Annotated in this window: 2 protein-coding genes; both read left to right on the plus strand. The window is 47.0% G+C overall.

Annotated elements, in window-relative coordinates:
- Window positions 1-239 precede the first annotated feature (239 nt).
- Window positions 240-1154, plus strand: coding sequence for an NAD(P)H-dependent glycerol-3-phosphate dehydrogenase (locus tag RMO35_RS19550; protein WP_309743362.1), 915 nt, complete (start codon window positions 240-242; stop codon window positions 1152-1154).
- A gap of 130 nt (window positions 1155-1284) precedes the next feature.
- Window positions 1285-2679, plus strand: coding sequence for a GTP-binding protein (locus tag RMO35_RS19555; RefSeq protein ID WP_309743364.1), 1395 nt, complete (start codon window positions 1285-1287; stop codon window positions 2677-2679).
- The last annotated feature ends 132 nt before the right edge of the window (window positions 2680-2811 follow it).

Here is a 2811-nt window from a genome sequence, read left to right on the forward strand (position 1 = left end):
CCCGCCAGATCCTTCGGCTCTGGCTCCCCTCTGTCTTGTCGTTTTTTTATTCGGGGGGAACCCCCGAATAAAAACGCCGCTCCCAAGCTTGGGAGCGGCTCGCGCTCCTCGGGTTTCCCGTTCGCGCAGCGTCTCCGAAGGAGAGGGTTTAGCGAGACAAGACAGAGGGGTTAGGGGTGAGGGCAAGATCTGTGCTTCATACCCCAATTCAGCAACGCGTTTATTCCCTTCTTCTGTCTATGTCAGAGCGAATTACAATTATCGGTGCTGGTGCGTGGGGTAGTGCGCTAGGTAGTTTGACGCAGATTAATGGCTACAAACCAACAATTTGGTCGCGAAGTTGTGGTGAGAATTTAACCGATGTAGTTAGAGAGCGAACGGCAATTATTTCCGCTGTTTCGATGTCGGGAGTTCGGGCAGTTATCGATCGATTGCAAGGCGCGCTTGCACCCCATCAAATCATCGTCACAGCAACCAAAGGATTGGATGCTCAAACCAATTGTACGCCAGCAAAGTTATGGCAGACGGCATTTCCACACAATCCGATTGTGGTCTTATCTGGCCCTAATTTGTCCCTAGAAATCCAGCAAGGCTTACCAGCAGCAACGGTAATTGCTGCCGATGATGCGGTGGCTGCTACTAAAATTCAAGGGATATTTTCTTCACCACAATTTCGAGTTTATACTAATGACGATCCGATCGGCGTGGAGATTGCCGGGACAGTCAAAAATGTCATTGCGATCGCGGCTGGTACCTGCGACGGTTTAAACTTAGGAAATAATGCTAAATCGGCACTATTGACGCGAGGATTGGCAGAAATTATTCGGATCGGTCAATATTGGGGTGGTAAAACCGAAACCTTTTATGGATTATCTGGTTTGGGCGACTTATTGGCAACTTGTAATAGTCCGCTCAGTCGAAATTATCAGGTGGGTTATGGATTAGCTCAAGGTAAAACTCTCAGTGAAGTTTTAGCTACCCTTCAAGGTACTGCGGAAGGGATAAATACAACCAAAGTATTGAGCCAAGTTGCCAGCAAAAATCAAATTTATATGCCGATTACCGTACTAGTCGATCGCTTGCTGCAAGGTCAGATTACCGCACCAGAAGCAATTGTGGCATTGATGTCCCGCGATCGCAAATCAGAATATTAAGTTAGGGAATAGGGGATAGGAGATAGCTATTAGTCTACAGCTAAAAACCAAGTTTTATAATCGACAATTAAAATTCTCTTAACTCTAGATTCAATCCCTATTCCCTATCCCCTATTCCCTAATCTCTACAATGGAAGATACTCTAAATTTAGCAGATGCGATCGCGAGTTTTAATACGATGCAGTCCGAGCGAAACTATCAGCAAGCGCGGGATACTTTACGGCGGATGTTAGTCAATTTGGATCTCAGCCAACGCGAAAGATCTGGTTTAGAATCAGAGATTGCCGAATTGAGTGAGATGTTAATCAAACTCGATCGAGCGGTGTTTCAAGTTGCTGTTTTTGGGATGGTAGGACGCGGTAAATCTTCGCTATTAAATGCCTTAATCGGACAAACAGTATTTGAAGCGGGTGCCTTGCATGGCGTGACACAAGAGCGCCAGCAAGTAGTGTGGGAAATTGATAATTGGCAGGATGCTTTCGATCTAGACAAAGATACTCCCGATACGTTACATGAAGCGATCGAATTTATCGATACGCCGGGGATTGATGAAGTTGATGGGGAGGAAAGACAATTACTCGCTGGAGAAATTGCGCGGCAGGCAGATTTGATTTTGTTTGTTATTGCTGGCGATATCACCGAGCTAGAGTTGAAGGCTCTTTCGCAACTCAGAAGTGCGGGAAAACCGATGTTATTAGTATTTAATAAAGTCGATCTGTATCCCGATCGCGATAAGCTGAATATTCATGCCAAAATTCGGGATGAGCGCGTGCGCGAAATTCTCAGTCCCGATGAGATTATCCTCGTCGCCGCCGCACCGCTAGTAGTGCGTGCCAGTCAACGCGAAGATGGCAGTATGGGGGTAAGTTATCATCCGAGTGTCCCTCAAGTCGCAGCCTTAAAATCGCGGATCGTGGAAATATTGCAGCGGGAAGGCAAATCGCTAGCAGCACTCAATGCCATGTTAGCAGCAGATCGAATCCAAAAGCAGACGCTCGATCGCAAGATGGATAGTCGCGAGGAAGCAGCTAATGATATTATCTGGCAATTTGTGATGGCTAAAGCGATCGCCGTCGCCCTCAATCCACTCACAGCGGCGGATATCATCGGTGGTGTCGCCATCGATATCGCGATGGTGATTCGCCTATCCAAATTATATGGGATTCCGATGACTCGATCGGGTGCCACAAAGCTCCTTCAGAGCATTCTCATGGGCATGGGCGGCATTACGATTAGTGAATCGATCGCTAAACTCGGTTTGAGCGGAATCAAGGGCTTGCTGGCGCTGGTAGCCCCCGCTACGGGCGGGATTAGCATCGCACCCTACACGGCGATCGCCCTCACTCAAGCTAGTATTGCTGGCGTATCTACCTATACCATCGGACAAGTTACCAAAACTTACCTAACTAATGGTGCCTCTTGGGGTGAGGATAGCCCTAAAGCCGTCATTACTCAAATTCTTGTTACCATTGATAAACACTCGATCGTCGATCGCATCAAGCAGGAATTAGGGAGTAGAGGGTAGTCTTTAGGCTTTAGGCTTTAGGGAATAAAAAGAACGCAGGCGTTCTGGAGTCTAAAATTCAATATTTAGAAGCAAAAATCTAAACCTAAAATTCGGTCTCCAAATCCAAATCTCACCCCTAAAGCCTAAAGC

The sequence above is a fragment of the Chamaesiphon sp. OTE_20_metabat_361 genome (assembly GCF_031364565.1).

What these genes read in the sequence shown, in the direction of transcription:
- RMO35_RS19550 (WP_309743362.1), top strand. Translation starts at nt 240, where the DNA reads ATGTCAGAGCGAATTACAATTATCGGTGCTGGTGCGTGGGGTAGTGCG.
- RMO35_RS19555 (WP_309743364.1), top strand. Translation starts at nt 1,285, where the DNA reads ATGGAAGATACTCTAAATTTAGCAGATGCGATCGCGAGTTTTAATACG.